This is a genomic window from Streptomyces chisholmiae, from assembly GCF_031845445.1.
GTDB lineage: Bacteria > Actinomycetota > Actinomycetes > Streptomycetales > Streptomycetaceae > Streptomyces > Streptomyces chisholmiae.
The window spans coordinates 42,134-66,708 of the sequence record NZ_JAVREO010000015.1 but is presented as its reverse complement, the minus strand read 5'-3'; the positions used below and the strand labels follow the sequence as shown (position 1 = coordinate 66,708).

At 74.3% G+C, this 24,575-nt stretch carries 17 protein-coding genes and 2 pseudogenes; 15 read left to right on the top strand and 4 right to left on the bottom strand.

The features are described from left to right. Window positions 1–27: 27 nt before the first annotated feature. The 8 genes and pseudogenes from RM844_RS22975 (at window position 28) to RM844_RS22940 (ending at window position 8,987) form a co-directional block, all read left to right on the top strand. Window positions 28–918 carry a fructosamine kinase family protein gene (locus RM844_RS22975; RefSeq protein WP_311669245.1) on the top strand — a complete coding sequence of 297 codons (891 nt, stop codon included), beginning with the start codon at window positions 28–30 and terminating at the stop codon, window positions 916–918. A 138-nt stretch (window positions 919–1,056) separates the two neighbouring features. After that, window positions 1,057–1,527, top strand: a pseudogene (locus tag RM844_RS33615) (putative T7SS-secreted protein); the annotation flags it as partial. A gap of 286 nt (window positions 1,528–1,813) precedes the next feature. After that, window positions 1,814–2,479, top strand: coding sequence for a toxin glutamine deamidase domain-containing protein (locus tag RM844_RS22965; RefSeq protein WP_311669243.1), 666 nt, complete (start codon window positions 1,814–1,816; stop codon window positions 2,477–2,479). A 31-nt stretch (window positions 2,480–2,510) separates the two neighbouring features. Further along, complete coding sequence (locus RM844_RS22960; protein WP_311669242.1) at window positions 2,511–2,792, top strand: YrhB domain-containing protein; 282 nt, start codon at window positions 2,511–2,513, stop codon at window positions 2,790–2,792. A 92-nt stretch (window positions 2,793–2,884) separates the two neighbouring features. After that, the gene (locus tag RM844_RS22955) at window positions 2,885–4,084 is read left to right on the top strand and encodes a YrhB domain-containing protein (protein WP_311669241.1); all 1,200 of its coding nucleotides are present in this window, start codon (window positions 2,885–2,887) and stop codon (window positions 4,082–4,084) included. 334 nt (window positions 4,085–4,418) lie between these two features. Continuing rightward, window positions 4,419–5,720 carry an enolase C-terminal domain-like protein gene (locus RM844_RS22950; protein WP_311669240.1) on the top strand — a complete coding sequence of 434 codons (1,302 nt, stop codon included), beginning with the start codon at window positions 4,419–4,421 and terminating at the stop codon, window positions 5,718–5,720. Continuing rightward, entirely contained in the window at window positions 5,717–6,478 is a 762-nt protein-coding gene (locus RM844_RS22945) for an SDR family NAD(P)-dependent oxidoreductase (RefSeq protein WP_311669239.1), read from the top strand. Before RM844_RS22950 ends, RM844_RS22945 begins: the two co-directional genes overlap by 4 nt. 139 nt (window positions 6,479–6,617) lie before the next feature. Next, window positions 6,618–8,987, top strand: coding sequence for a glycosyl hydrolase family 95 catalytic domain-containing protein (locus RM844_RS22940; protein ID WP_311669238.1), 2,370 nt, complete (start codon window positions 6,618–6,620; stop codon window positions 8,985–8,987). 36 nt (window positions 8,988–9,023) lie between these two features. Here the strand turns inward: RM844_RS22940 and RM844_RS22935 are convergent. Continuing rightward, window positions 9,024–9,505 (bottom strand): annotated as a pseudogene (locus tag RM844_RS22935) (N-acetyltransferase family protein). 92 nt (window positions 9,506–9,597) lie between these two features. On the opposite strand from RM844_RS22935, the gene RM844_RS22930 reads away from it, so the two are divergent. The 3 genes from RM844_RS22930 to RM844_RS22920 all read left to right on the top strand — a co-directional run bounded on the left by RM844_RS22930 (window position 9,598) and on the right by RM844_RS22920 (window position 12,012). Beyond that, on the top strand, window positions 9,598–10,197 hold the full coding sequence (locus RM844_RS22930; RefSeq protein ID WP_311669237.1) for a hypothetical protein: 600 nt from the start codon (window positions 9,598–9,600) through the stop codon (window positions 10,195–10,197). 64 nt (window positions 10,198–10,261) lie between these two features. Further along, on the top strand, window positions 10,262–10,846 hold the full coding sequence (locus RM844_RS22925) for a hypothetical protein (protein ID WP_311669236.1): 585 nt from the start codon (window positions 10,262–10,264) through the stop codon (window positions 10,844–10,846). A gap of 365 nt (window positions 10,847–11,211) precedes the next feature. Continuing rightward, window positions 11,212–12,012 carry a transglycosylase SLT domain-containing protein gene (locus RM844_RS22920; protein WP_311669235.1) on the top strand — a complete coding sequence of 267 codons (801 nt, stop codon included), beginning with the start codon at window positions 11,212–11,214 and terminating at the stop codon, window positions 12,010–12,012. Between the two features lie 130 nt (window positions 12,013–12,142). Here the strand turns inward: RM844_RS22920 and RM844_RS22915 are convergent, their stop codons facing one another. The 3 genes from RM844_RS22915 to RM844_RS22905 all read right to left on the bottom strand — a co-directional run bounded on the left by RM844_RS22915 (window position 12,143) and on the right by RM844_RS22905 (window position 17,248). After that, on the bottom strand, window positions 12,143–13,132 hold the full coding sequence (locus RM844_RS22915) for a TauD/TfdA family dioxygenase (RefSeq protein WP_311669234.1): 990 nt from the start codon (window positions 13,130–13,132) through the stop codon (window positions 12,143–12,145). Window positions 13,133–13,138: 6 nt separating this feature from the next. Next, window positions 13,139–15,046, bottom strand: a complete 1,908-nt coding sequence (locus RM844_RS22910) for an ABC transporter ATP-binding protein (RefSeq protein WP_311669233.1) — start codon at window positions 15,044–15,046, stop codon at window positions 13,139–13,141. A 222-nt stretch (window positions 15,047–15,268) separates the two neighbouring features. After that, window positions 15,269–17,248, bottom strand: a complete 1,980-nt coding sequence (locus tag RM844_RS22905) for an AfsR/SARP family transcriptional regulator (RefSeq protein WP_311669232.1) — start codon at window positions 17,246–17,248, stop codon at window positions 15,269–15,271. A 1,070-nt stretch (window positions 17,249–18,318) separates the two neighbouring features. On the opposite strand from RM844_RS22905, the gene RM844_RS22900 reads away from it, so the two are divergent. The 4 genes from RM844_RS22900 (at window position 18,319) to RM844_RS22885 (ending at window position 24,526) form a co-directional block, all read left to right on the top strand. Beyond that, window positions 18,319–18,528, top strand: a complete 210-nt coding sequence (locus RM844_RS22900; protein WP_311669231.1) for an MbtH family protein — start codon at window positions 18,319–18,321, stop codon at window positions 18,526–18,528. Between the two features lie 420 nt (window positions 18,529–18,948). Next, a complete protein-coding gene (locus RM844_RS22895; protein ID WP_311669230.1) occupies window positions 18,949–22,464 on the top strand; it encodes an AMP-binding protein in 3,516 nt (1,171 codons plus the stop codon). Next, window positions 22,461–24,179 (top strand): acyl-CoA dehydrogenase, encoded by a 1,719-nt coding sequence (locus tag RM844_RS22890; protein ID WP_311669229.1) that lies wholly within the window; start codon window positions 22,461–22,463, stop codon window positions 24,177–24,179. The genes RM844_RS22895 and RM844_RS22890 overlap by 4 nt, the downstream gene beginning before the upstream one ends. An 83-nt stretch (window positions 24,180–24,262) precedes the next feature. Further along, on the top strand, window positions 24,263–24,526 hold the full coding sequence (locus tag RM844_RS22885; protein WP_311669228.1) for an acyl carrier protein: 264 nt from the start codon (window positions 24,263–24,265) through the stop codon (window positions 24,524–24,526). The last annotated feature ends 49 nt before the right edge of the window (window positions 24,527–24,575 follow it).

Below are 24,575 nucleotides of genomic sequence, written 5' to 3'. Positions count from 1 at the left end.
GCGTGGCCGCGCTGCTTCCCTGGGGTGATGGGCGACCTGGACCTCCTGACGCGACGGCTGGCCGAGGCGGGCTTCGACGTCGCGTCCGTGCGAGAGTGCACCGGCGGGGTCGTGGCCGTCGCCGGGGTGGCCACCCTGAGCGACGGCGGTGAGGTCTTCGCCAAGTGCCTGCGGGACGTGGGGACCGACGTGTTCCAGGTGGAGGCCGAAGGGCTCGCCGCTCTCCAGGACATCGGGGGCACACGCACCCCGGAGGTCCGACACGCCTCGACGGCGCTGCTGGTGCTGGAGCGACGGTGGGCCCACCGGGACGGGCCCCTCTTCTGGCGCCGGTTGGGCGCCCTGGTGGCCGCCCTGCACACGTCCACGGTCACCGACCGGTTCGGCTGGCATCGGGACGGATGGCTCGGCCGGATGCGGCAGGACAACGCCTGGCACCCGGACGGCCACGCCTTCTTCGCCGAACGCCGGCTGCTGCGTTGGCTCCCGGAGCCACGGGTGGCGGCGGCCCTCGACGTTGTCGACCGCCGGGCACTTGAGGCGCTCTGCGCGGCCCTGCCCGAACTCGTCCCGCCGCAGCCAGCCTGCCTGACCCATGGCGACCTGTGGGCGGAGAACACGCTGGTCGATCGGGCCGGCGCCCCCGTGTTGATCGACCCGGCCGTCTCGTACACCTGGCCCGAGGTCGACCTGAGCATGATGTGGTGCTCGCCCAGGCCGCCCGCCGCCGCCGACTTCTTCACCGCCTACGGCGAGTTGGCCCCGCTGCGGGACGGCTGGCGGGACCGGATGCGGCTGCTGCACCTGCGGGAACTGCTCAGCACCATCGCTCACGGCGACGACGACTGGGGCGCCGCCGCGGTCGTCCGCGAGACCGTGGCCCCGTTCCGGCGCCGCCACCCGGGGCCGACGGCGTGACGGCCGGTAGCGGCCTCAGCCGTCGGCTGGTAACGCATTGCCAGCACTTGTGTTCGGTGGGTAGGGTTCTGCTGGGGTGTGGGGGGAACATGACTCAGGGGGATTGTGGCGCGGCCAGTTGACTGGTCTCCGGTGGACATGGATCGGGATCCGACACCGGGTGACCCGGAGCTAGTCCGCGAACTGGCGGACGAGTTACAGGAGTTCGCCGACGAGGTCGGCGAGGCCTTGGGCAAGATCCGAGGCATGGCCGGCGAACGCGCGGTCCTGGACTGGGCGGGCCTGTCGGCGGACGCGTTCCGCCGGGAGTTCGACGGGGTGCCGGGCAACCTGGCCAAGCTGGAGGAGAGTTACGCCCTCTGTGGCCAGGCGCTGCACACCTACTGGCCCAAGCTCCAGAACGTGCAGGGCATGGCCGACCGGGCCCTGGACCGGGCCGTCACGGCGCAGGCCGATCTGGCCACCGCCCAGTCCGCGCTGGGCGACGCGACGGACTGGGTGGGCCGGGCGGGGGAGGAGGCCGAACGCCTCCAACGCGCAGGCGAACGCGACGACATCGAACCGCCGGACGAGGACGACGTCCGGACGGCGGCCCGCGACCAGCGTGCCGCCGAAGCGGCAGCCGCCGCGGCCCGCGGGCGGGTGCACGACGCCGAGGAGCGGCTGTCCGCCGCGCGGCAACTGGCCCTGGACGCCCTGGAGATGCGGGAGGACGCCGCCCGCGAGTGTGCCCGTGACGTCGAGGAGGCGTCGGACGCCGGCATCCAGAACCGGAAGTGGTGGCAGAAGGCCATCAAGTGGGTGACCGACAACTGGGACACCCTTGTCGATGCCTGCAAGGTCATCGTCGCCGTCCTCGGCGTCGTGGTCATGGGTCGTCGTCGCCGCGGCCGTCGTGGTGCTCGCCGACACGCTCATCAAGTACGCGCGAGGGGAATTGGGCCTCCTCGACGTGGTCTTCGCCGCGCTCGACTGCATACCCGGGCTCAAGGGGATCACCACCCTGGGCGGCCTGGCCAGGGGGCTCCGGAGCGGCCTCGCCGCGCCAGGGGCCGCGCTCCGCAACGCGGGTTCGGCGGTGCGCCGAAGCGGCAGCAGCCCGGGCAGCTCGCGCGCCATCCACGCGGACTCGATGAGCCCGGCCGACGCGCAGCGGTTCGTCGACACCAACTACCCCTGGCTGCGCGACGTGAACAACACGGGCCAGCCGGGCTACACGGACAACTGCTCCAGGTGTGTCGTGGCGGTCGACCGCCGGCTGGACGGCATCGAGGTGGGTGCCACCCCGCTCCAGGATGCGGCGTGGCCTGACCAGCGGGCGCTGGGTGCCGAGGGCATGGACTACCAGCCGGTGAACAGCTATGACGACATAACCCAGGACTTGTTACGCAGAGGGGAGGGGGCCAGGAGTATTGTCTATATCAGCAGGCCAGACACAACCGCGCATGTTTTTAATGCAGTGAACACCCCGCGTGGGGTTGTTTATTTAGATGGCCAGAGTGGGCAATTGGCGCAATTGGAGGCGGGTGTCTCTTCGATAACTCATCTTCCCTATAGGTAGCCTTTCGTGTGCAAGTAAGGGGTGTGGTTTGATGATTTCCCATGAGGAAGCTCTGCGGATCGCTTTGGGGTATCTGGAGGATGCCTACCAGGGTGAAGGGTTCACTTTCCTGATGGAGCCGGAGAAGACCACGGAGTATCGGACTGTTTGGGCCATCCGATTTGATACCCAGGAGCGTCGGGATAGTGGCAATATGACGAAGGCTCCTTTTATGCGGGTGCTTGTGGTCCCGAAGGATGGTTCAGCGCCGAGATTCCCTCCCTCGGCTCACCCGCTGAATCACTACGTGGCGCAGCTTGAGGCCGAGCTGTGAGCGATCCCCGGCAGCGGGCCGTTCGGTGGCTTGATGAGACGTATCGAGGGCGGGTCGCGCTGCGTGACCCGAACCCCGTTCAGGAGACCGCGGTGGCCTGGGTCTTCGCCTGCGCCACGGAGGCGCGCGGGCCCGGGGGCGACGTGATGCTCAACGCGTCGCTGGCCGTGCCCAAGAACGCCGCCACGCCCTTCCACCCGGCGACCGACGATCCGCGGGCGGACCTCGCGGCCTTCGACGCCGACCCGGCGCCGCGGGATCCGCTCGCGCAGGCGCGGCGTCTCAACGCCCGGGGTTGTGTGCTGGCGATGCACGCGGCGCTGGGCGGTGCGAAGGCGACACCGCTGCCCTGGCGGCCGGAGCACGAGAGCCCCGGTTGGTGGGGCCGGCTGGTGCGCCAGTTCGCCCCGCACGCCGACGTGTTCACCTGCGGGGACTGGAACGAGCTGGTCGCCCGGGTCGAGTCGTACGGCCCTGACGCGCGCGGGCTGGCGTGGATCCGCCGGGAGATCCGGGGGGTGGAGGCCAGCGGTCACCTGCTCTACGCCCACCACAACAACGGCCAGGTGGCGCTCGTCGATCCCATGGTCGGCCGGCTGGGCCGGGCCGAGGCGGAGGGGGTGCGTCACCTCACCCTGGCGGTGGCCCCCAGCCCCGAGCGGGCGCCTGGGCCCGCGCTCGCTGAGCCCCGGTGGCGGGCCCCCGCCGAGAGTTTCGACGCGGCGGTCGCCAAGGCCGAGGCCTGGCTGCGAGAGGTGTACGGCGGGGAGGTGGTGCTGCTGGCACCCAGCCCGGCGGACGAGGGGCCGCGTGGTTGGCTCTTCGCCTGCAACACCAGGAGCTTCGCCGAGACGGGGCACTGGGCGGGGGGCATGTTGGACGCGGCGCTGGTCGTACCCCGGGACGGGACGCAGCCCTTCGCCCTGCCCAACTCCGCGCCCTGGCCGTGGCTCCGTCAGTGGCAGGAGGGGGGGACGCCGCGGGGCGCGCCCCCGAAGCCGGGCCCGGCGGCCTGGCTCAACGCCACGCTGAACCAGCTCGGCGGGGTCATCTCGACCAGCGACCACGCGGACTGGCGGTCCGTGACGGCCGAGTTGGTCAGTTTTCCGGAAGGCAGCAGGGCCGTGATCTGGCTGCGGCGAAGCGACCATCGAGGCCGTGAGTCCGTGGGGTTGCTGCTCAGCGGCATGCGCACGGCCAACGGCATCGTCCTGCTGGACAGCATGACCGGTAAGGCGGCCGACCTGGAGACGGAGGGTGTCCGGGCGCTGCACCTGTTCCGCTACCGCTAGCCAGTGGGGGCCGGTCATTCCCGCCGAGGGGCTGGAGTGTCGGTGGGCGGAGGCAAGCTGGGACGGCACGCCGGCCGGCATCGACCTGACCCGGCCGACCCGACGCGCCGGCCGCGCCTCGGTCGGAACCCGGGGCGACCTGGACGGCGGCTACGCCCCGGCGTCCCACCGGTGGGTGACCCGCTGCTGACCGCCGGCGCGATCCCATGTCTGGGGGAAGGGCGCGCCCGATCCGGTCCCTGGTGTCCCGGCCTATGGACGCCCCGGGCGGGATGGCCTTAAATCGATCCCATGTCTATGTGCACCGCATCGCGCCCGAGGGTGGGTGGCCGCCGTGGTTGAGGTCTTCACCGCCGTCGAGGTGGCCGACGTCCGGTTTCCCACCTCCCGGGAGTTGGACGGCTCCGACGCGATGAACCCGGAGCCGGACTACTCGGCGACCTATGTGACCGTGCGGACCTCGGCCGGCGCCGAGGGCTTCGGCCTCGCGTTCACGGTGGGCCGCGGCAACGAGGTGCAGACCGCGGCCGTCGAGGCGCTGGCGCCGCTGGTCGTCGGCCGGCCGGTGGCGGAGACGCTGGCCGACCTCGGCGGCCTCTCCGCCCGGCTCACCGGTGACGGCCAACTCCGTTGGCTGGGCCCGCACAAGGGCGTGATCCACATGGCGGCCGGCGCCGTGCTGAACGCCGTCTGGGACCTGTACGCGCGCCGGGAGGGCAAGCCGGTGTGGGCGCTGCTCGCCGACATGACGCCCGAACAGCTCGTCGCGCTGGTCGACTTCCGCTACCTGACCGACGCCCTCACCCCCGACGAGGCGCTGGCCATCCTGCGCGCCGCCGAGCCCGGCCGGGCCGAGCGGCGGCGGGAGCTGCTGGCGCACGGCTACCCCGCCTACACCACCACCCCCGGCTGGCTGGGCTACACCGACGAGAAGCTGGTCCGGCTGGCGGAGGAGGCCGTCGCCGAGGGCTTCGGTCAGATCAAGCTGAAGGTGGGCACCGACCTGGCGGCCGACGTGCGCCGGCTGCGGCTGGCCCGCGCGGCGGTCGGCCCCGGGGTGCGGATCGGCGTGGACGCCAACCAGGCCTGGGGTGTGTCGCAGGCCATCGACTGGATGGCCGAGCTGGCGCCCTACGACCCGTACTGGATCGAGGAGCCGACCAGCCCCGACGACGTGCTGGGGCACGCCGCGATCCGCCGGGCCGTCGCCCCCGTCCGGGTCGCCACCGGCGAACACTGCCAGAACCAGGTGGTGTTCAAGCAGCTGCTCCAGGCGGCGGCCATCGACATCCTGCAACTGGACGCCGCCCGGGTCGCCGGCGTCAACGAGAACGTCGCGATCCTGCTGCTGGCCGCCAAGTTCGGCGTCCCGGTCTGCCCGCACGCCGGCGGCGTCGGCCTGTGCGAGATGGTCCAGCACCTGGCCATGTTCGACTACGTCGCGGTCAGCGGCAGCACCGAGGACCGGGTCATCGAGTACGTCGACCACCTGCACCAGCACTTCACCGACCCGGTGCGGCTGCGTGCCGGCCGCTACCTGGCCCCCACCGCGCCGGGCCTGAGCGCCGAGATGCACCCCGCCTCGGTCGCCGACCACCGCTACCCCGACGGACCCGTCTGGAGCAACCCCGCATGACCACACCCGAGTTCGCCGGCCGCACCGCCCTGGTCACCGGCGGTGCCTCCGGCATCGGCCTGGCCACCGCCCTGCTGCTCGCGGCGCGCGGCGCCCGGGTCGCCAGCCTCGACCTCACCCCGGACGTGCCGGCCCCGCTGGTCGGCGTCCGCGCCGACCTCAGGGACGACGCCCAGGTCCGCGCCGCGGTGGCGACGGCCGTCGAGGAGTTGGGCGGCGGCCTGGACATCCTCGTCAACAACGCCGGCGTCGGCGCCCAGGGCACCATCGAGGACAACCCGGACGACGAGTGGCACCGGGTGCTGGACGTCAACGTGCTGGGCATCGTGCGCACCACCCGCGCGGCCCTGCCGCACCTGCGCCGCTCCACGGCGCCCGCCATCGTCAACACGTGTTCGGTCGCCGCCACCGCCGGGCTGCCGCAGCGCGCCCTGTACTCGGCGACCAAGGGCGCGGTGCTGTCGCTGACCAGGGCCACCGCCGCCGACCTGATCGACGACGGCATCCGGGTCACCTGCGTCAACCCCGGCACCGCCGACACCCCGTGGGTGGGGCGGCTGTTGGCCGCCGCCGACGACCCGGTGGCCGAACGGGCCGCGCTGGCCGCCCGCCAGCCCACCGGCCGGCTGGTCACCGCCGACGAGGTGGCCACCGCGATCGCCTACCTCGCCAGCCCGCTCTCCGGTGCCACCACGGGCACCGACCTCGCCGTCGACGGCGGCATGCAGGGGCTCCGGCTCCGCCCGCGCGTCAACTGACCGTCTCCGGCGGGGCGTCCGGCCGACGTCCGGCTGCCCCGGCGCCAACCGCCGCCCGCACCGGGCCCGTTCAGCCACGGCCGCCCGCCCGCCCGACGGGCGACGGGGTTGGCCGCGCCCGCAGGAAGGATCGCACCGGATGTCCCAGCCCGACCCCGTCGCCCCCGCCGCCCCCCGCCCCGAGCGGGGCATCTGGGACGACGCGCCGGCCGCCGACTGGGAGGACGGCTTCCTGTCCGGCAACGGCGAGTACGGGGTGCTGGTGCACGGCCCCGCCGAGCGGGAGCGGCTGGTCCTCACCCACCACCGGTTCGTGCTGCCGAACGGCACCCGCGACCTGCCGCCGCCGCGGCTGGCCGACCGGCTCGACCGGGTCAGGGAGGCGGCCCTGGCCGGCCGGTACGACGAGGCCAACGACGTGTTCCGCGGCGACTGGGAGCTGCGCTGGACCCAGCCGTTCCACCCCGGCTACGCGCTCTGCCTCGCCACCACCCCGCCCGACCGGCCTGGCGGGTACGCCCGTTGGACGGACTTCGCGACCGGCGAGGTCGGCACCCGGCGGACCGGGCCCGAAGGGGCCTGGCGGCGCCGGGTCTTCGTGTCCCGGCCCGACCGGGTCGTCGTCCACGAGCTGACCGCGCCGCCCGGCGACGCCCTCGACCTGGTGCTGAGTGCCGACACCGCGCTCGACGGGGTGCCCGAAACCGTCGCCTTCACCGTCGAGGCCGCGGCGGTCGCCGGCGAGCACTGGCTGACCGTGCGCGGCGACTACCCGCCCGGGCTGGGCGCCTTCGGCTTCGACGGGCACACCCGGGTGGTGGCCGCCGGCGGCTCGGTCGCGGTGGCCGGCGACCGGCTGCTGGTCACCGGCGCCCGGCGGCTGCTCCTGCTCACCGCCCTGGACCGGCAGGAGCGCGCCGAGGACCGCGCCGACCCGGGCCCGGGGCACCGGCTGGCCGCCGTGCCCGCCGACTACGCCGCGCTCCGCGCCCGGCACGTGGCCGTGCACGGCGAGCTGTTCGGCCGCTCCCGACTGGAGCTGGCGGTCGACCCGGCGGACCGGGCCCGCCCGGTTGGCGCGCTGCTGGCCCGGCAGGACGCCACGCCCGACGTTCTCGACCCGGCGCTCCTGGAACGCCTCTACGACTCGGGCCGCTACCTGCTGCTCTCCGCCAGCGGCGTGCTGCCGCCCCGGCTCACCGGGCTGTGGACCGGCTCCTGGACCGCGGCCTGGGCCGGCGACTTCACCACCGACGCCAACGTCAACCTCCAGGTCGCCGGCGGCTACCCGCTGGACCTGGCCGAGCCGATGGCCGGCTACCAGGCCCTGGTCCTGGGCCAGTTGGACCACTGGCGCGCCAACGCGGCGGCCGTCTACGGCGCCCGCGGCTTCCTCGCCCCGCCCCGCACCGACGGCGAGTCCGGCCATCTGCTGCACTTCGACCGCGACTACCCGCTGCACTGCTGGACCGGCGCCGCCGACTGGCTGCTCCTCCCGCTGTACGAGCACTACCAGATCACCGGCGACCGGGCCTTCCTGGCCGGGACCCTGGGCCCGGTGCTGCTGGAACTCGCCCTGTTCTACGAGGACTTCCTCTCCCATGAGGACGCCGACGGGCGGCTGGTGCTGGTGCCGTCCTACTCGGTGGAGAACCACCCGGCCAGCACCGGCAACGCGCTCGCCGTCAACGCCACCGGCGACATCGCCGCCGCCCGGCACGCGTTGCGCGCCGCGATCGACGCGGCCAACGCACTCGGCCTGGAACAGGGCCCGTCGGAGGGCGTCGCCCGCTGGACGGCGCTGCTGGACCGGCTCCCCGCTTACCGGGTCAACGCGGCCGGCGGCCTCGCCGAGTGGGCCTGGCCCGGCCTCACCGACCAGCAGGACCACCGGCACCTCCAGCACCTCTACGGTGCCTGGCCGGCGCACGAGATCAACCCGGAGGAGACGCCGGAGCTGGTCGGCCCCGCCGTCCGGGCGCTGGAGCTGCGCGGCGACCAGAACCTCTCCGCGCACGGCAGTCTGCACCGCGCGCTGGCCGCCGCCCGCCTCAAGCGGCCCGAGCTGGTGGCCGCCAACCTGCGCAAGATCCTCGGCCGGCGGATGTTCTTCCGGTCCCTGATGTCCGCCCACAACCCGGGCCTGGACACCTACAACGCCGACGCGGCGCACGCCCTGCCGGCCGTCGTCGCCGAGGCCCTGGTCTACTCCCGCCCCGGGGTGCTCGAACTGCTGCCGGCGCTCCCCGACGAGCTGGCCCGAGGCCGCCTCACCGGCTTGCTGGCCCGCACCGGGGTGCGCGTCCACGAGCTGACCTGGGACCTGCCGGCCGGCACCGCCACCGCCCGGCTTGAGTCCCGCGCCGAGCAGCCCCTCACCCTGCTCTGCCGCCCCGGCCTCGCCGAGCTGGAGACCGAACTCCCGGTTGCCGCGTCCCCGTTGGGGCCACACGCCCGCCGACTCACCCTCCCGGCCGGCCGGTCGACCACGGTCACTGCCCGCTGGTAGCGCGGGAGGCGGACGACGGGTCGTGGGGCCGCCGGATCAGCGCAGCGGCTTGCGCAGCACCCGCTCCCGGGTGACGCCGTCCGGCAGCGCCTCGCCCGATTCCCCCGTGTCGCGGAAGCCGTGGCGCCGGTACAGCGCGACGGCCGCGCCGTTGTCGGGGAGCACCGCGAGCCGCAGCGACTCGGCGCCGGAGCGCCGTGCCCAGCGCTCGACCGCCGCGACCAGCTGGTCCCCGACACCGCGCCCCGGACCCGGGGGCTGACCCACACCGACCGCAGCTCGTACTCGCCGCCGGGGCCGGGCAGGCCGGCGGCCACCCCGACGGCCTCGCCGTCCAGCACCGCGACCAGGTGGTGGGCGCCGGGCATCGCCAGGCGGGCCCGCCACCGCTCCGCCCCGCCGTGGTCCCAGTCCGCGAGCCGGGCCCGGAAGGCGCCCGGCGCCTCGCGGAGCGCGGCGAGCCGCACCTCCCGCCACACGGGCCAGTCGTCCGCCGTGAGCACCCGCAGTCGCACCATGCCGCCGAGTCTGCCGCGCGGCCGGCGCCCGGTCCACGCCGCCGCCCCACGCACCGGGGGCGGCGGCGTGGACCGGGCAGTGGGGGAGGAGGATGGGGGCGCGGGGCCGGCGGACCCTGCTGGTCGACTCCCGGGGGGACAGCGTGACGTCATCAGGTCTGGCACAGCTGGTCGAGGCGGCGGGGCTGGGCGGGGGTGCCGCCTTCGACTGGGCGGCGGCCGAACGCCGGCTGCGGATGCGCGTCCCCCGTGACTACCGCCGGCTGCTGGACGCCGGCGGTCACGGCCTCTGGTTCGACCATCTCGTGCTCTTCGCGCCGGGCGACCGCTACGGCGCCCGTGACCTGCTCGACGGTGACGGGGTCTTCGCCGACCTCCAGCTGTTCTGGGCGGACGATCCCGGCTACCGGCCCGCGGGGCTGGCGGACGGCGACCGGCTGATCGCCTGGGCGGGCACCGGCATCGGCGCGACGCTGTACTGGCTGGTCAGCGCCGAGGCGGACGGCGATGGCCATCCCCTCTACGTGGAGAGCGCCGACGGCGACCAGTGGGAACGCTTCGACCTGACCACCACGGACTTCCTCGCGGGCGTGCTGCGGGGCACCGTGCGCAGCGAGCTGCTCTCGGCACACTTCCTCGATGTCGGCCGGGTCTTCCGCCCGTACGCGGATTTCGGGTCCGAGCCGGCGTAACGGTCGCGCCACAGTCCCTCTGCGGACCTGGAGCGTCCCTCCACCACACTCTTAGGTTCGGTGCATGGCTACCAAGGACGACCGCGCCGGCGGCACCCCGCCCCGGCCGCACAGGCGGGACGGGCGAGGTGGGGGGGACGACCAGGGCCGGCGGTACCCGTACCGGTTCGGCCCCGGCTTCATCGACCGCTGGGAGCGCTGGCTGACCAGGACCATCCTGATCGGCCTCGGGGTGGGCGTGGCGCTGGTGCTGGTGGGCCTGGTGCTGGGCGGCAGCTTCGACGGCAGCGTGCCCGAGGACGACCCGAAGTGGAACCTGGTCTGGGGGGTGCTGATCGCCGGCATCGCGGTGGGCGGGCTGGCCGTCCTGGTGCCACTGCTGCTCGCCTTCGTGCTGGGTGGCCTGTCGATCCACCGGTACGGCTGGATCCCGGGCCTGCTCACCTATGTGGGGATGCTGGCCACGGCGTGCGGCGGGGCGCTGGACGAGGACGTGCTGGGGGAGTGGCTGGACGGCTGGCTCACCCAGGTCGGCATCGGACTGCTGGTGGTGGGCGTGCTGGGCTTCTTCCTGGTGGGCCACCTGGCGAGGGTGCCGATGACCGTCGCCGGCTTCCGCGTGGACCGCGACCGGCCGAAGGGCGACTGAGGGGACCGTTTCGCGGACGCCGAGTGACGGGATGGTGGCGCGGCGTGTCCGAAATCGGTTGCCGGGCGTGGCGAGTTGATCACCTGAGGTGACATTCCGGGTGCCTGGGTGTGATGGCGGTGACAGGTCGTTGGTCCTGTACGGGGTGGGTTAGGAGGGGGGTGGGGGTGGTTCCTGGGTGTGGTTTGGGGGTGTGGGGTGGGGTGGGGGCGGGGGTCGAAGGTCCCGGGGTGTGGGGGTGTCTTCGCAGGTCAGGCGCTTGTCTCGGGGGGTGGTGGTGGTCCACATTGGCGGTCGGTCGCAGTTCGCGGCTCGCCCGATCCGCTGCTTCACGCGGCGACTCCCGAGCGGAATGAGGTAGCTCCATGACCGCCAGCACCCACGGCACGTTCCGGACCATGACCCGTCCGGTCGTGATGGCCGGCATCGTGACCGTCGGCGCCACGGCCCTGACGCTCCCGTTCACCAGCGCCGCCCAGGCCGACGACGGCCACCAGGCCATCGGTACCGCCGCCGAGCGGACCGACGCGCCGGCCGCGTTCGCCCCCCAGGAGGGCACCGACCGGCTGATCGCCACCCCCGGCGACAGTGGTGACGACGGCGACACCGACCATGACGGTGGCGCCGAGGACACCCCCGCGGCCCCGGCCGACGAGGACCACACCACCGACACCGACGCCACCGAGGCCGACACCGCCGAGCAGGCGGAGCGGGCCGAGGAGGGCGAGGTGGATGGCAAGGCCGACGGGTTCGACGCGGACACCGGCCGTGGCGAGGAGTACCACGACGACGGTTCGCTGGTCGTGATCCCGCAGGACGAGCAGCCCAAGCCCGAGCCCGCCTCCGAGGAGGAGATCGACGGCTGGATCAAGGAAGCCCTTGAGGTGATGGACGACAACGGCATCCCCGGCAGCTACGAGGGCATCCACCGCAACCTGATCCGCGAGTCCGCCGGTGACCCGCTGACGATCAACCTGTGGGACACCAACGCCGAGCAGGACATCCCCTCCAAGGGCCTGCTCCAGGTCATCGACCCGACCTTCGAGGCCTACCACGTCGAGGGCACCAGCGAGAACATCTACGACCCCGTCGCCAACATCGTCGCCGCCTGCAACTACGCGGCCGACCGCTACGGCTCCATGGACAACGTCGACAGCGCGTACTGACCCGACACCCTCGGTCAGGAAGGGCTGCACGATCGACCCCGGCTGAACGGCCTGGACGGCTGGACGGCTTGAACGAGGACGGGGTGCCCCGCCGGGCACCCCGTCCTCAGCTGTGTGCGGACGGCCCGGCTCAGGCGCGGGGCGCCCCGCCCGGCAGCGCGTCCCTGACCATCATGTCGCCCATGGTGACGGTGATCTTCCGGTCGCCCTCGAACGGGTCACGGCCGTGGCTGACCAGCATGTTGTCGATGGCCAGCACGTCCCCACGCTGCCAGGGGAAGCGCAGCGCCAGCCGCTCGTAGAGGGCCAGCAGCTCCGCCACCGTCCCATCGTCGATGGGGGAGCCGTCGCCGAACGCGGCGCTGCGCGGGTAGGTCGACTCGTCGTCGCCGAAGAGCGCCCGCATGGTCTCCCGCATCGAGGGCTCCAGGCAGGCGGTGTGGTGCAGGAAGAGCTGGTTGAAGAAGACCCACTCGCCGGTGGTGGGGTGCTGGAGCACGGCCGGCGCCCACTGGCGGGTCCGCAGCGTGCCGTCCGGCAGCCACTCGCACGCGACGCCCTGTGCCGCGCACCGTCTCTCCACCTCGTCCCGGTCGTCGGTGCCGAACATCTCCGGCCAGCCCACGTCCAGGCCCCTGATGAAGTTCCGGGTGTAGCGGATGCCGTGCTCGGTGAACCGGGCGACCAGCTCCTCGGGCAGCTGCCGGTAGACCTCCCGTCCGTCCACGATGGGCGTGGTGCCGCCTCGCGGGGACGGCTGGAGGCAGCAGAAGAACTGCCTGGTCGGCCACTGCGGCAGGTGTGAGCTCTCGTGGTGGAAGAGGATCGACTGGTCCTCGGGGTAGGGGGTCGACTTGTAGACCTGGTCGCTGTCCTTCTCGTGCGGCAGGTCCCCGTACTCCCCGTACAGCTCGTCGACCAGGGCGGCGGACAGCCGCTGGAAGCTCGCCGGGTCGCACACCTCGAAGCCGCGCAGCAGCACCGCGCCGTGCTCGGTGCGCAGCGCGTCGATGGCCGAGCGGTGCGCGGCGGCCCAGGTGGCCGCGTCCAGGCCGGGGTCCGTGCGGTGGATGGTGGGCGAGAAGACCTCGTGGTCGAGGCGGACACCGGTGCCGAACATCGTGGATCACCTTCTCTTGGGCTGGGATGGCGCGGAGGTGCCCCCGGGCGCGGCCGGCGGCGCCGGCTCGGCGTCCGCCGCGGCGACCAGCAGCTGCTGGCTGGCCAGCTCGCGGTAGAGGGGGCTGGTGTGGAGCAGCTCCTCGTGCGGGCCGACCGCCGCCACCCGGCCGTGGTCCAGCACCACGATCTGGTCGCTGTCCAGCACGGTCGCCAGCCGGTGGGCGACCACCAGCACGGTCCGGTCCCGGGAGGCGGCGTCCACGGCCTGTTTCATGGTGCTCTCGTTGCGTGAGTCCAGGGCGCTGGTCGCCTCGTCCAGCAGCAGGATCGGCGGCGCGGCCAGCAGGGTCCTGGCCAGGGCCAGGCGCTGGGCCTCCCCGCCGGAGAGCAGCACGCCGGCCTCGCCGACCTGCGCGTCCAGCCCCAGCGGGTCGCGGGTGAGCACCTCGGCGAGGTTCACCTGGGCCAGCACCCGGCGCATGTCCTCGTCCGAGGCGTCCGGCGCGGCCAGCAGCAGGTTGTCGCGCAGCGTGCCGGCCAGCACCGGGGCGCCCTGTTCCACGTAGCCCATCCGGGCCCGCAGCGCGGTCCGGCGCCAGGAGCGGAGGTCGACGCCCTCCACCCGGATCGAGCCGGCGTGCACGTCGTAGAAGCGTTCCAGCAGGGCCAGCAGGGTCGACTTGCCGGCGCCGGACGGGCCGACCACGGCGGTCCTGGTGCCGCGGGGCACGGTGAAGCTGACCCGGTCCAGGATCGGCCGCCCGGCGGTGTAGCCGAAGCCGACCTCGTGGAACTCGATGGCGGGGGCGGCCGGCCCGGCGCCGCTGGTCGCCAGGTCGGCGTGGTTCTCGGCGGACTCCCGGGGCAGCCGGGTCACCTCCTCGACGCGGTGCAGCGCGCCGAGCCCGCTCTGTAGTCGGGTGAACGCCTGGAGCAGCCGGCCCAGCGGGGACCAGAGGGTGAAGAGGAAGAGGAGGAACGCCACGATGTCGCCGACGCTCATCGCCCCGCTGGCCGCGCGGGAGCCGCCCACCCCGAGGACGGCCAGGAACGCCAGCTGGAGGGTGGTCGTGGTGGCCGGGTTGATCATGGCCTGGATGCGGGCCATCCGCAGGCCGGCGGCGTGCGCGGCGCGGGCGTCGGCGTCGACGACCCGGGCCTCCCGCTCCTCGGCGCCGGCCGCCCGGATGGTGCGCACCCCGGTGACCGCCCGTTCCACGGCCGAGGTCATCGCGCCCACCCGGTCCTGGGCCTCCTGGCTGGCGCCGCGCACCCGGCGGGCCAGCCCGACCACGGTGCTGACCCCGACGAGCAGCGCGACCGCGGTCACCAGGAAGAGCGTCGGGTCGATCAGCAGCATGGCGACGGCGGAGCCGACGATCAGCGCGGCGGAGCTGACCGACTCGAAGATGCCGGAGGTGACCACGGCGCGGAGCAGCGTGGTGTCGGCGCCGACCCGGGAGAGCAGGTCGCCGGTCCGCCGCTGGTCGTACTCGGCGACCGGCAGCCGCAGCAGGGTGCCGACCAGGGTGCGGCGCACCGTCAACACCATGCCCTCGGCGGTGCGTTGCAGCAGGTAGTCGCGGAAGCCGCTGGCCAGCGCGACCGCGGTCAGGGCGGCCAGCAGGACGCCGACCAGCGCGCCGGTGCCCTGCTCGGCGCCGACCCGCTCCAACGCGGCCCGCACCAGGAGCGGTTGGGCCAGCATGCCGACGGTCTCCACCAGCGAGAGCACCGCCACCGTCACCAGCACCGCCCGGTATGCGCGTAGATAGGGCAGCAGGGAGCGCAGCCCCACCCGGTGTCGGGCCGGTTCGGCGGGCGGTGGTCCGCCCGTCGGGGCGGTCCGGTCGTCAGGGGGCGCCGTGGCGGCCGCCCCGGAACTGGCGGTGGAGGTCGCGGTGCTGGTCATCTGGTGTGCCGGCCCTTCGTCTCGGGCGCCGGCCCGTGGTGTCGCACACGCCGCCCACACCCCCGTTCCGCTGGTCGCACGTCGCCGTGGTGTCACGTCGCCGCGGTGGTCGCCCGCCGCCGCGCTGGGCGACGTCGCGGTGCCGGTCGTCGGTTGGCCGACGGCGGCGTCCGGCGTCGGCGACCGACGGCGGCCACGGCTCGGCCAGCGTAGGAAGCGGGGCTATCGGCCGTGCATCGCCTCCGTATCGGTCGGTTGGCCCGGCCAGGCGTCGCGCAGCTGGAGGGCGTGCAGCCGGGTCAGCTCCGGGTACCGGTAGCGGGGCGCCGGGTCGGCGGCGTCCCCGGCGTCCCCGGCGCCTTCGGGGTCTTCGGGTCTTTCGGCGCCCTCGGGGTGGCTGTCCTGGCGCACCGGGTGCAGCAGCTGGGCGTCGACCAGGCGTTCGATCTCCTCCTCCGCCTCCAGTGGGCCGAGGCCCAGCAGCCGGGTGGCGGTCGGCAGGTCGAGGGCGCCGGGCCCCGCCGTGCTGAGCAGCCGGTAGGCGCGGGCGGTGTCCGGCGGCAGCGTCCGGTAGACGGCGTCCAGCCGGGCCGCCAACCCGTCCTCGCCGTGGCTGAGTTCGGCCAGTCGGCGGCCGGGGTCGGTGAGCCGGGTCTCGAACTGGCGCACCGTCCAGTGCGGCTTGTCGGCCAGCCGGGCGCCGGCGGCGTGCAGCGCCAGCGGGTGGTGGTCGCACAGCTCGGCCAGCCGTTCCGCGGTCCGCTGGTCGGCGAGCCGGTCGTCGCGCAGGACGCCGCGCAGCACCGCCACCGACTCGGCCGGCCGCAGCGGGCCGAGGCTGACCCGCAGTGGGCTGGTGTCGGCCAGGCCGCGCGGCCAGGATCTGGCGGTCAGCACGGCGCAGCACCGGCCGTTGCCGGGCAGCAGCGAGCGGAGCCGCGGCGCCGCGTCCACGTTGTCCAGCACCACCAGCACCCGCCGGTCGCCGAGCAGGCTGCGGTAGAGGACCTCGTTCTCCGGGTGGTCGTGGCCGATCCGTTCGGGGCGGGCGCCCAGGGCGTGCAGGAAGCGGCGCAGCACGGTCGCCACGGGCACCGGGGCGCCGTTCTCCCGGAGGTCGGCGTAGAGCACGCCGTCCGGGAAGCGGTCGGCGGCGCGGTGCGCCCAGTGCACGGCCAGCGCCGACTTGCCGACGCCCGGGCGGCCGACCAACAGCCCGATCGGCACCGGGCCGTGCGCTCGCCGGCTGGCGAACAGGCTGTCCAACGCGCGTAGCTCCGGCTCCCGACCGGCGAACGCCGGGATGCCGGAGGGGAGTTGCGCGGGGCGTTGCACCTCGATCCGGTCCCGGTCCTGGCCGCGGGGGAGCAGCCGGGGCGAGTCGCTGAGGATCAACTGGTGCAGCTGCTGAAGCTCGTTGCCCGGCTCCAGGCCCATCTCGCGGACGCACAGGTCGCGCCCCTCGCGGAAGGTGCGGAGGGCCTCCATCCGGTGGCCGGAGCGGTGTTGGGCCAGCATCAGGTGGCCGCGCAGCCGCTCCCGCAGCGGGTTGGCCAGCACCAGCGCGCCCAGTTCGGTCAGCAGGCTGCCGCTCTCGCCGGTGCGCAGCCGCAGCTCCATGAACCGCTCGGTGATCAGCAGCCGTTGCTCCTCCAGGCGGGCCGCCTCGACCTCCGCTAAGGGCGCGTTGACGCCGCCGAGCGCCGTGCCACGCCACAGCGCGAGGGCGCCGCGCAGCAGTCGCACGGCGCCGAGCGCGTCGCCGGCCCGGTGGGCGGCCTCGGCCCGGTCGACGGCCTGGCCGAACTCCAGGCTGTCCACCCGGTGGGGCTCCGACACCAGCTGGTAGCCGGGGGCGGCGGTGACGATGACGTCCTGGCGGACACCGGCGTTCCGGAAGAGCTGGCGCAGCGAGGCGACACAGATCCGTATCTGGGCCCGGCCGGTCTGGGGTGGTTGCCCGCCCCACACCTGGTCGAGCAGGGTGTCCACCGGGGTGACCCGGTCCGGCGCGAGCAGCAGGGTGGCGAGCACGGCGCGCTGGCGTGGCCCGCCGATCCGCAACGTCCGGTCGCCGAAGCGGGCTTGCAGGGGGCCGAGGATGCCCAGGTGCAGGGCGCGCGGGGGGCCGGGGACGGGCGACCCCGCGTCGGGGAGGGTGGTGAAGCCGGCTCTGTGGGGGGAGGTCGAGGTCAGAGTCACGCTGAAGGCACTCCTAGGACGGCTGTTGACAGCTCTCGTTCGGATGATGCGCACGTGGGATCGGGGCGCCGCTGCGAGCGGGGCGCGGCGTCCTCGTCCGGCCGGCGGCCGGGGCTGGCCCGGGCTTGGCGGAGGCGGGCACGGGGTGGGGGAGCGGGATCGCGGAACGGGGCCGAGTGGGCGGACTCATGGTCCCATCGCGTTGACCTCCCCCTGGCCATAAACGCCATTGCACATCGTTGCTCTGATGAAGAGCCGAACGGTCGGCCTTAAGCACAGACCCCCAAGTGCCGCTTAGTCAAGGGGCTGTAGGCCGGTGGTGTCGACAGGCCGCCAGCCGGCTCTCAGAATGTTTGCAGTTGCGTTTGCTGGGCAATTGTTCGACGGTCGGGGACGGCGGGCCGGGGTTGGTCGCCGGGCGCCGTTCCGCGCATGGTCCAGGACCGGGTGGGTGCGCGGGAAGGGCGCGCGGGGGCGCTCGACGAAGCTGTCTTCCGTGGGTGAATGACCGGCGGCCTGCGGCGCGTCTTGCGCGCGGTCACCGGCCGGGTTTCGGGGTGCTCGGAATAGGGCAGGGAAATCTGATTCGGGGTCGCCGTTCGGCGGTGAAAGATCAACTCGCTTTCCTGGCCTTCTGGTCGGTGCCTGGCGGTGCGTGCTACGCTCCCGCCGCATCGTTCCGGCGATTGCTTGAGGGAAGTAAGGGTACGACCCTCGGCTATCGGTAACCAGTTCGACAATAGGAACCCCGGGTTCCGGGTGACCCGATCGCGATCACCGCGTGACCGGCCGTACCTGGTCGGGGTCCGACGCCCCTTTCGGCCCGGGCCCGGAAAAGACCGCCGGATATCGCCCGATTCCCCGATAAGCCCCGGTGGCGGGACGCCGCGCGGCACCCCGTCGGCCGGGGCCCGCCACCGCTTGACGCCCCGACCCTCCACCGGCGCGCCGACCCGGGGCGCCGCTGCGCAGGTCAACGGGGCTCTCCCCGGGCCGACCTGGCGGCGGCCCCCGGTGGAGAGCCCGACCGGACATGAGGATTTCCGCCCATCCAGTAAGGAGTGAGTGACGTGGCAAACCCGTTCGACGACGAGGACGGCCGGTTCTACGTGCTGGTCAACGACGAGGGCCAGTACTCCCTTTGGCCCGCTTTCGCGGAGGTTCCGGCCGGGTGGGAAATCCGGCACGGCGAGGACAGTCGGCAGGCCTGCCTGGCGCACATCGAGGAACACTGGACCGACATGCGGCCGGCCAGTCTGGTCGCCGCCATGGAGGGCTGAACAGGGCCTATGGCCTGGCCTTTCGGGCCCCCGGGACGGATTCGTCCCGGGGGCCCGTCATTTTGCCCGGACGCCCGCGAAACGGCCTTTTCCGGCCATGGATAGAGAGCAGATACGCAACCGATACGGGCCCCCGGCACCCTGGGGCCAGGTGATGGCAGCACATCGAAAAACCATGCCTGAATTACGGGGAGCACATGTGATGGAGAAACCGGCCGGATTCCCGGCCCACCCTGGCGCGCGCACACCGCGCGGGGACCGGCCCGGTGCCGGCTCCCGGCCGCCGCACCCCGCACGCCTCGTGCTCCCCGTACCCCCTGTGCTCCCCGAGACGACCGCGTGGACCGCCGCCCAGCCACCCCCGCCGCGCGCCGCCGCCCCGGCCCGACCGGCCACCGCGACAGCAGGGAGAACCCGAAGGTGAGCGGCACAGCGCCGGTTGACGAGACGTCGGTGCACCGCCTCACCCGGGCGGCCCACCTCAGCGAGCCGCTGCGGCACCACGCGGCGGCCGACCCGGACCGGGTCGCGGTCCGCTTCGTCGCCGACCCCGACCAGCCGGGCGTCACCCTCAGCTACGCCGAACTCGACCGCGCCGCCCACCGGTTGGCCGACCGGCTGGGCCGCGACTACCCGCCGGGCAGCCGGCTGCTGCTCGCCTTCCCGACCGGCCTGGACTGCGTCACCGCCCTCGTCGCCTGTCTCTACGCCGGACTGGTGCCCGTCCCGGTGCCGCTGCCAGGCAACTCCCGGCTGGAGCGCCGCCGGCTGCTGGCCATCGCCGGCGACGCCGGCGCCCCCGCCGTGCTCACCGACGCCGAGCACCACGCGGCGCTCGTCGACTGCCTCGCCGAACAACTGGCCGCCGGCCTCGACGTGTTGCCGGTGCGCGCCGACCCGACCCCCGGCGGCCCCAGGACCGAGCCGCCGCCGGCCGACCGGGAGCACCTCGCGCTGCTCCAGTACACCTCGGGCTCCACCGGCGACCCCAAGGGCGTGCGGGTCAGCCACGGCAACCTGCTGCACAACGTGGTCAGCCTCAGCCGGCACTTCGGCATGGACCGGAACACCACCTTCGGCGGCTGGATCCCGCTCTACCACGACATGGGCCTGATGGGCATCCTGCTGCCCAGCCTGCTCCTCGGCGGTCGGTGCGTGCTGATGAGCCCCACCGCCTTCCTCAAGCGGCCGCAGAACTGGCTGCGCCTGATCGACACCCACGACATCCGGTGGTCGGCCGCCCCCAACTTCGCCTACGAGTACTGCTGTCGGCGGATCACCCCGGCCCAGGTCGCCCAACTCGACCTGTCGCGCTGGCGGTACGCGGCCAACGGCTCCGAGCCGGTGCAGGCCGCCACGCTGCGCCAGTTCGCCGCGCACTTCGCGCCCGCCGGCTTCCGGCCCGACGCGCTGGTCTCCTGCTACGGCATGGCGGAGGCCACCGTCTTCGTCTCCGGCGCCAACCCGCCGCGGCCCCCCGTCCTGGCGGACGCCGCCGGCCTGGAACGTGGCGAGCTGCTCCCGGCCACCGGCGACGCCCCGCACCGCGCGCTGGTCGGCTGCGGCCACCCCGACGACTACCAGGTCCGCGTCGTCGATCCGGCGACCCGACTGCCGCTGCCCGACGGCCGGATCGGCGAGATCTGGCTGCACGGGCCCAGCGTCTCCACCGGCTACTGGAACAACCCGGACGCCACCGAGGCCACGTTCGGCGGCCGGCTCCCCGACACCGCCGAACGCTTCCTGCGCACCGGCGACCTGGGCGTGCGCCACGACGGGCAGCTGCACATCACCGGCCGCATCAAGGAGATGCTGATCATCCACGGCCGGAACCTCTACCCGCACGACATCGAGCACGAGCTGCGGGCCGCCCACCCCGAACTCGCCGGCCTGGTCGGCGCCGCCTTCGCCGTCCCCGCCACCGCGCCGGACGGCACCGCCGGCGAGGCGCTGGTCGTCACCCACGAGGTCGGCGGCCGGCCGGACGCCGAGCGGGCGGCGGCGCTCACCGCCGCCATGCGGCAGACCGTGCTCCGCGAGTTCGGCACCCCGCCGGCCGCCGTGCTGCTGGTGCGCCGCGGCACGGTGCCCCGCACCACCAGCGGCAAGGTGCGGCGCACCGCCGTGCGGGAGCTGTTCGCCGCCGGCGCGCTCACCCCGCTGCACGCCGACGACACCCCCGCCCTGCGCTACCCGCCGCCGGTGTTCCCCGACCCGTCGGCCGCCGCCCGGCTCGGCCGGCACCTGGCCGCCCACCGCAAGCGCGGCGCCGCCCTCGACCCGGAGACGGTCCTCGCCGACGACACGGCGGAACGGTTCCCCACCGCCGCCTGCGAGCTGCTCGACGCGTACGGCCTGCCCGAGAGCTACGTGCCGACCGCGCACGGCGGCCGGCTCGCCGCCTACCCGGACCTGCTCGACCGCTTGCGCACCGTCGCCGCCCACGACCTGACACTGGCCGTCGCGCACGGCAAGACCTTCCTCGGCGCCGTCACCACCTGGGTCGCCGGCACGCCCGAACAGGCCGGGCGGCTCGGCGCCCGGATCGCCGAAGGCGCGGTCGTCTCCTGGGCACTCACCGAACGCGCCCACGGCGCCGACCTGTTGGCCGGCGAGGTCACCGCGGTCCTGGACGGCGACCACTGGTGCCTGACCGGCGAGAAGCAGCTCATCAACAACGCCACCCGCGGCGACCTGGTCTGCGTCCTGGCCCGCACCGACCCGGCCGGCGGGCCGCGCGGCTTCAGCCTCTTCCTCGTCGACAAGCACGCCACCCCGCCGGACAGCTACCGGCACCTGCCGAAGATCCCCACCCACGGCATCCGGGGCGCCGACATCAGCGGCATCGCCTTCGACCGCACCCCGGTGCCCGACGCCCAGCGGATCGGCGCCCCCGGCACCGGCCTGGAGACGGTGCTCGTCGCCCTGCAACTCACCAGGACCGTCTGCGCCGCGCTCTCCCTGGGCGCCGCCGACCAGGCCCTCGCCCTGACCACCGACTTCGTCAGGGAACGCCGGCTGTACGGCCGGACCCTCGCCGAACTGCCCAGGATCCGCGGCATCGTCGGGGAGAGCGCCGCCGCGCTGCTGCTGGCCGACGTCGTCACCGGCACCGCCGCCCGCGCCATCCACACGCTGCCCACCGAGCTGAGCGTCGTCGCGCCCGTCACCAAGGCGTTCGTGCCCACCCTCACCGCGCACACCCTCGCCGAACTCGGCGACGTGCTCGGCGTCCGCGCCTACCTCAGCGAGAGCCACGCGCACGGCCGGTTCGCCCGCCTGGAGCGCGACCACCGGATCGTCGGCATCTTCGACGGCAGCACCGCCGTCAACCGGCACTACCTGATCAGCCGCTTCCCCAGCCTGGCCCGCGCCGCCGCCCGGCGGCCGGCCGCGCCGCCCGACCTGGCCGCCACCTTCGACCCGGCCAGGCCGCTCCCGGCCGCCCGCCCCGACCGGCTCAAGGCCGCCTCCACCAGCGGCTGTTCGGTGCTGGACGGGCTGCCGGCGACGGCCGGCGAGGTGCTCGCCCGGGTCGCCGCCGGCACCGCCCCCGCCGCGCTCCGGCCGCTCGTCGCCGCCCTGACCACGGCACACCGGCGGCTGGCCGCCGACCTCGCCGCGCACCGGCCGGCGGCCGGCCCGGCGCCGGCCGCCGCGTTCGACCTCGCCGCCCGCTACGAGTACCTCTTCGCGGCCGCCGCCAGCCTCCACCTGTGGGTCGCGCGGGCCCCGCGGCAGCCGGCCGACGACCCGCTGTGGGCCGAGGCCCGCTGGCTGCGCGCCTGCCTCACCCGGGCGCTCGCCGGCCTGGACGCGCCGGCCGCCGACCCCGACGCCTACCGGGAACTCGCCGACCACCTGCTGAGCCGCCAGACCACCCCCCGGCTCAGCCTGTTCGGCGCCACCCACCCCGAGGGGATCGACACACCATGACCAGCGCCCCCGTCCCCGCCCGCCACCGGGCCGCCCGGCTGGCGGCGCTCCTCGGCGACCCCCTCGACCCGGACAACCCGGTCGGCCACCGCGCCGTGCTCCGCGCCGACGAACGCGCCGAGCTGCTCACCGCCGGCGAACAACTCCTCGACGGGTACGGGCTGAACGCCGAGTTCGTGCCCGCCGAGCACGGCGGCCGGCTCACCCGCCTCGACGAGCTGATCGACATCCTGCGCGTCGTCTACCGCCGGGACCCGGCCCTCGGCCTCGGCTACGGGGTCAGCTCGCTGATCTCCGCCGTCAACGTCTGGACCGCGGCCGACGCCGAACAGCGCGCCCGGGTCGCCGGCATCCTGCTCGGCAACGGCCGGATCGCCGCCGCCTACCACGAGTTGGCGCACGGCAACGACATCGCCGGCACCGAACTCGCCGCCACCCCCGACGGTCAGGGCCGCTGGCGGCTCAACGGCCGCAAGGAGGTGGTCACCAACATCCAGCGCGCCGACGCGCTGATGGTGCTCACCAGGACCACCGCCGGCGCCGGACAGCGCAACCACGCCCAGTTCCTGGTCGAGAAGCGCGACCTGCCCGCCGGCGCCCTGCGCTACCTGCCCCGCTACGCCACCGTCGGGCTGCGCGGCGTGCGGCTGGGCGGCGCCGAGTTCCACGACTGCCCGGTCACCGAGGCCGACCTGCTGGGCCGCCCGGGCCACGGCCTGGAGACCGCCATGCGGTCCTTCCAGATCACCCGCACCGTGCTGCCGTCCATCATGACCGGCATCCTGGACAGCGCGCTCCGCGCCGCCCTGCGGCACACCACCGGCCGCCGGCTGCACGGCGCGCCGGTCGCCGAACTGCCGCACATCCGCTCGCTGTTGGTCGGCGCCTTCGTCGACCTGCTGACCTGCGAGGCGCTCAGCACGGTGGTCGCCAGGACCACCCACCTCGCGCCGCGCCAGTCCAGCGTCTACGGAGCGGTGGTCAAGTACGCCGTCTCCACCCACCTGTTGCGCGCCCTGGACGACCTGGCGACGGTGCTGGGCGCCGAGTCCTTCGTCCGGGACGGCGCCGAGGCGATCTTCCAGAAGCTGCACCGGGACATCAAACCGGTCGGCTTCGGGCACGCCGCCCGGGCCGCCTGCCAGACCGCGCTGCTGCCCCATCTCGGACTGCTGCACCGCCAGTTGGCCAAGTCCTCCGAGCTGCCGGCGACGGCCTTCCAGTCGCACGGCGAGCTGCCCCCGCTGCCGTTCGGCCAACTCGCCGTCGCCTCCAGGGGCCAGGACCCGATCGCGCACGCCCTGCCCCGGCTGGCCGCCGAACTGACCCCCGCCGACGCCCCGTTGGTCGAGCACGCCGGGCACCTGCGGGCCGAGCTCGACCAGCTCGTCCGGGCCGGCGCCGCACTGCCCCCCGACCAGCTCAGCCTGCTGGCCGAGCCGGCCACGTACGCGCTGACCGCCCGCTACGTCGCCGCCGTCACCGGCACCGCCTGCCTCGGCCGGTGGCTGTGCGCCCGGGGCGAGCCGGCCGCCGACGGGAGCCCCGACTGGCTGGTCGCCGCCCTCACCCGGCTGCGCGCCACCGGGCGGGGCCGCGCCCCGCGCGCGCTGCCGGCGGCGCTCGAACGCCGGCTCTTCGCCGAGCTGACCCGACGCGTCGCCGAGGGGCGGGACCTGGGGCTGCCCGGTCCGCACTCGACCGACGCCCCCTGACCAGGGCGCCCTCCCCACCGCCCGCGTCCCAGGCCCCCCCTGCCCCCACCCGTCCCCGCCCCGAGGAACCCGAGGAACCGCTGATGACTTCCGCTCCGGAGAGCGCCACCCTGCGCGACTGGCTGACCCAGCAGGTCGCCTCCTACGTCCGGCGTCCCGCCGCCGAGATCCGCGGCGACGTCCCGCTCGCCGACTACGGCCTCGACTCCGTCTCCGGCCTCGCTGTCTGCGGCGACATCGAGGACCACCTGGGCATCCCGGTCGAGCTGACCCTGCTCTGGGACCACCCCACCATCGACGCGCTCAGCGAGGCGCTGCGCGAGCAGGCCGGCCCCGCCGCCGGCTAGTCACCTCCCGGCCGGCACCGCCCCGGGCGCGCCCCGCCGCACGCCACGC